At 55.3% G+C, this 3,357-nt stretch carries 3 protein-coding genes; 2 read left to right on the top strand and 1 reads right to left on the bottom strand.

Annotated elements, in window-relative coordinates; genetic code table 11:
• A partial coding sequence (trpS, locus tag ABX962_RS33065) for a tryptophan--tRNA ligase (RefSeq protein ID WP_372725950.1) occupies nt 1–664 on the top strand: 664 nt, incomplete at its 5' end.
• 146 nt (nt 665–810) lie between these two features.
• On the top strand, nt 811–2,337 hold the full coding sequence (locus ABX962_RS33060) for a Y4yA family PLP-dependent enzyme (RefSeq protein WP_372725949.1): 1,527 nt from the start codon (nt 811–813) through the stop codon (nt 2,335–2,337).
• A gap of 20 nt (nt 2,338–2,357) precedes the next feature.
• Here ABX962_RS33060 and ABX962_RS33055 read toward each other — a convergent pair whose 3' ends face one another.
• Nucleotides 2,358–3,356: an ATP-binding protein gene (locus ABX962_RS33055; RefSeq protein WP_372725948.1), complete on the bottom strand. Its 999-nt coding sequence runs from the start codon at nt 3,354–3,356 to the stop codon at nt 2,358–2,360.
• Between the last annotated feature and the right edge of the window lies 1 nt (nt 3,357).

Below are 3,357 nucleotides of genomic sequence, written 5' to 3'. Positions count from 1 at the left end.
GCTGGAGCGGTGCCACGCCTACAAAGACAAAAAAGAAAAGGGGCTGAACGCCGACGCGGGGCTTTTCACCTATCCCGTCTTGATGGCTGCGGACATCTTGATCTATGACTCCGAAGTCGTTCCGGTCGGCCAAGATCAAATCCAACATATCGAAGTGGCTCGCGATTTGGCGGGCAGTTTCAACCACACCTTTGGCGAAACCTTCAAGTTGCCCAAGGCAAAAACACTCGACCACAGCGCCAAGGTTCCTGGAACCGATGGCGAAAAGATGAGCAAGAGTTACAACAACACGCTGCCGCTGTTTGGTAACGTCAAACAGATCCGCAAACAAATCATGCGGATCACCACCGACAGCCGGGCGATGGAAGATCCGAAAGAGCCCGAGGGCGATCATCTGTTCCAGCTGTATCGATTGTTCTCGTCGCCCGAAGATGTCGAAACGATGGCGGCGATGTATCGACGAGGCGGGTTCGGTTACGGCGACGTCAAGAAGGCGGTTGCCGAAGCAAGCGAAAACTACTTTGCCGAAGCGCGGGCACGTCGCGAAGAACTCGAAGCGAATTTGGATTACGTTCACGAAACGCTTCGCGACGGAGCAGCACGTGCTCGTGAAGTCGCCGCCGGCGTCCTGTCGCGTGCACAAAAAGCCTGTGGCCTGCGTTGATTTGGTGAGCCGCTCACGAGTGAGCGAACGAAACTCGCGAATGACTCGGTGCCTTACGGCCCACGGCTCACGATGACAAATTCGCATTTCGATTCAATCAACAAATCGATAGCGTCCCATTCATTCCCTTCGAAAACGCCAACAACTTGTCTGCGCCGCTTCCCTTCATTCAACCGCCTGCCACCGACTCGCAGCTCGGTCAACACGATCGGACCGTTCAATGGCTTCGCGGCGGTTGTTGTGGAGTGATGCCGCTTGAGGGTGTTTTGGCGCCATGGATGGTCGACGTTCTATCCCAGCCATCGATCCACCCGTGGGTGGACCAATTTGAATCGCCGCTGAATATTATGTGCGAAGCTCCGCTGGAAGCAAACGTGCGTGCGTTGACAGCAGTCGCAGACGATTGCGACCTCGATTTGCAGCTTCACTTTGCCCGTAAAGCGAACAAATGTCTCCGCTGGATCGATGCTGCCAAGCGACTTGGTATCGCAATCGATGTCGCCAGCGACATCGAGCTCCAGCAAACGCTAGAGCGAGATGTCGATCCCGCAAAGATCATTTGCACCGCCGCAGTCAAACCGACGGCTCTGTTGTATCGATGCGTTGCCAACGGGGTAACGATCGTTGTGGATAACGCGGATGAATTAACGACGATTCAGAGCGTCGCCAGGGGGTTGGCACGGACAGCCAAAATCGCACTTCGAATCAGTGGATTTCAGCACCGGGGGCAAAAGTTGTCTTCGCGATTTGGAGTCGACATCGACGAATTCACAAGCGGTGTTGCTTCATTTAGCGGGTTACTAGCGGACCCGTGGGTGGCGATCATTGGTCTGCATTTCCATCTCGATGGCAGCTCGATCGATCAACGTGTATCCGCGATTCAGCAAATCCTGCCTCTTGTCGATGCACTTCATCAGCACGGCCGACCCCTCGAGTTCATCGATATCGGTGGCGGAATTCCCGTTCGCTATTTGCAGCGAGAAGATCAATGGACGCATTTCCAAGACGAGCACGAACGGTCGCTGTTGGGGCACCGAGACGCGATCACGTTTGACCGCCATGGATTGGGGCGAATCGCGGGCGATGGCAAGGTGTTCGGCAAACTGAACAGCTACCCGATGTATCAAGACATCGTTTCGGCAGATTGGTTTTCCCAATTGCTGAATCACAAAATCGCCCAAAGCGATGCCTCCGACTGCTCGGTTGCCAGCGCGATTCGCAGCCGAGGATTGCAGCTCCGCTGTGAACCCGGACGAAGTCTACTGGACGGTTGCGGGATGACCATCGCTCGCGTTGAGTTCTGCAAAAAACACGCAGGTGGCTATGCATTGATCGGCTTGTCGATGAACCGGACGCAGTGCCGCACCACCGATGACGAATTCTTGATCGATCCGATCCTGATTTCGTGTGCAGGCGATCATGGCGTGAGCCAGTTGCAGGCGATCGAAGGATTTCTGGTGGGTGCCTATTGCACCGAGTTCGAGTTTCTATCGCTACGACGGTTTCATTTCCCGCGTGGAGTCAAGCGAGGCGACTTGATCGTCTTTCTTAATACCGCTGGCTATCAGATGCACTTCATGGAAAGTCGCTCACACCAATTCCCACTGGCGAAAAACGTGTTCGTCGATGAGCACGATCCTCAGCATGTCCACTTGGATCCGATTGACCGATGAGGACTGCGGTACAACGATCGTTATCCGATTTCGCCTCGGTCGCCAGTCGTGGCGGCAGCGATATCGGCCGAATAACATTCGATCAACGTACTTTGATTTGCACTGCGATCGACTTCTCGCAGCGCGCGGATTGAGCGATCGAGTCGATTCAGTGAATGCAGCGTCGCCAGTCGACTGTCAAACGCCTGCCGAAGCTGTTGACGATAGTGCTGGACGGCAAACGAAAAAACATCCCGCATCGCCGCACGTCGCTTCGAAGCTTCTTTGCCGGACTGTTCAACGTGGGCATTGATGATCCGGCACAGTGCGACAGGATCGGGAGTTTTCGAGCCGAATTGGGATCGCAGCGCATCACGCAATTTGTCCGCTTCACCACTTAGCAATCGCGTCGCGACGTGCATGTCGCCGCCCGCGACCTCGATCGCATCGGCAATCTGTTCGTCAGACGCTTCGATCGCGTGAACGTCACGCATCAATCGCACGGCGTTTTCACCACTGGGTGATTGAAATCGAATCACGCGGCATCGCGAACGTATGGTGGGCAATTGCCTTTGTTCGCTGGTCCCGATCAACAGGATGACCGCATTGGCCGAAGGTTCTTCGAGTGTTTTCAGCAAACAATTGGCGCCTTCTTCGTTTAGAAAATCGGCATCCTCGATGATCGCGACACGCCGGCGGCCTCGCATCGGGCGCAACCGCACATCACGACAGAACCCTTCTTGCATTCGAGCATCTGGAGGGCCGATCAACAATTCCAACGGGATGAACGACTTGTCACTCGGCTTGCCAACACGGGTGACATCGGGATGCGTTTTGGCAGCCACCTGCACACAGCCTTCGCAAACGCCGCAGGGGTTCATTTCTTCGGGATGGTTTCGCTCGCACAGCAGTGTTTGCGCCAGCAGGTTGGCGGTGGTTCGCTTGCCAACCCCCGGTTGGCCGACAAACAGAAAGCTGCCCGTCAATCGGCCTTTGCGGATCGCGTTGGCAAACCAAGCTTCGATTTGCTTGTGACCAATC

The organism is Novipirellula sp. (genome assembly GCF_041583735.1).
Classification (GTDB): Bacteria; Planctomycetota; Planctomycetia; order Pirellulales; family Pirellulaceae; genus Novipirellula.
The sequence above is the reverse complement of the archived record's forward strand: the minus strand, read 5'-3'. Positions and strand labels throughout refer to the sequence as shown.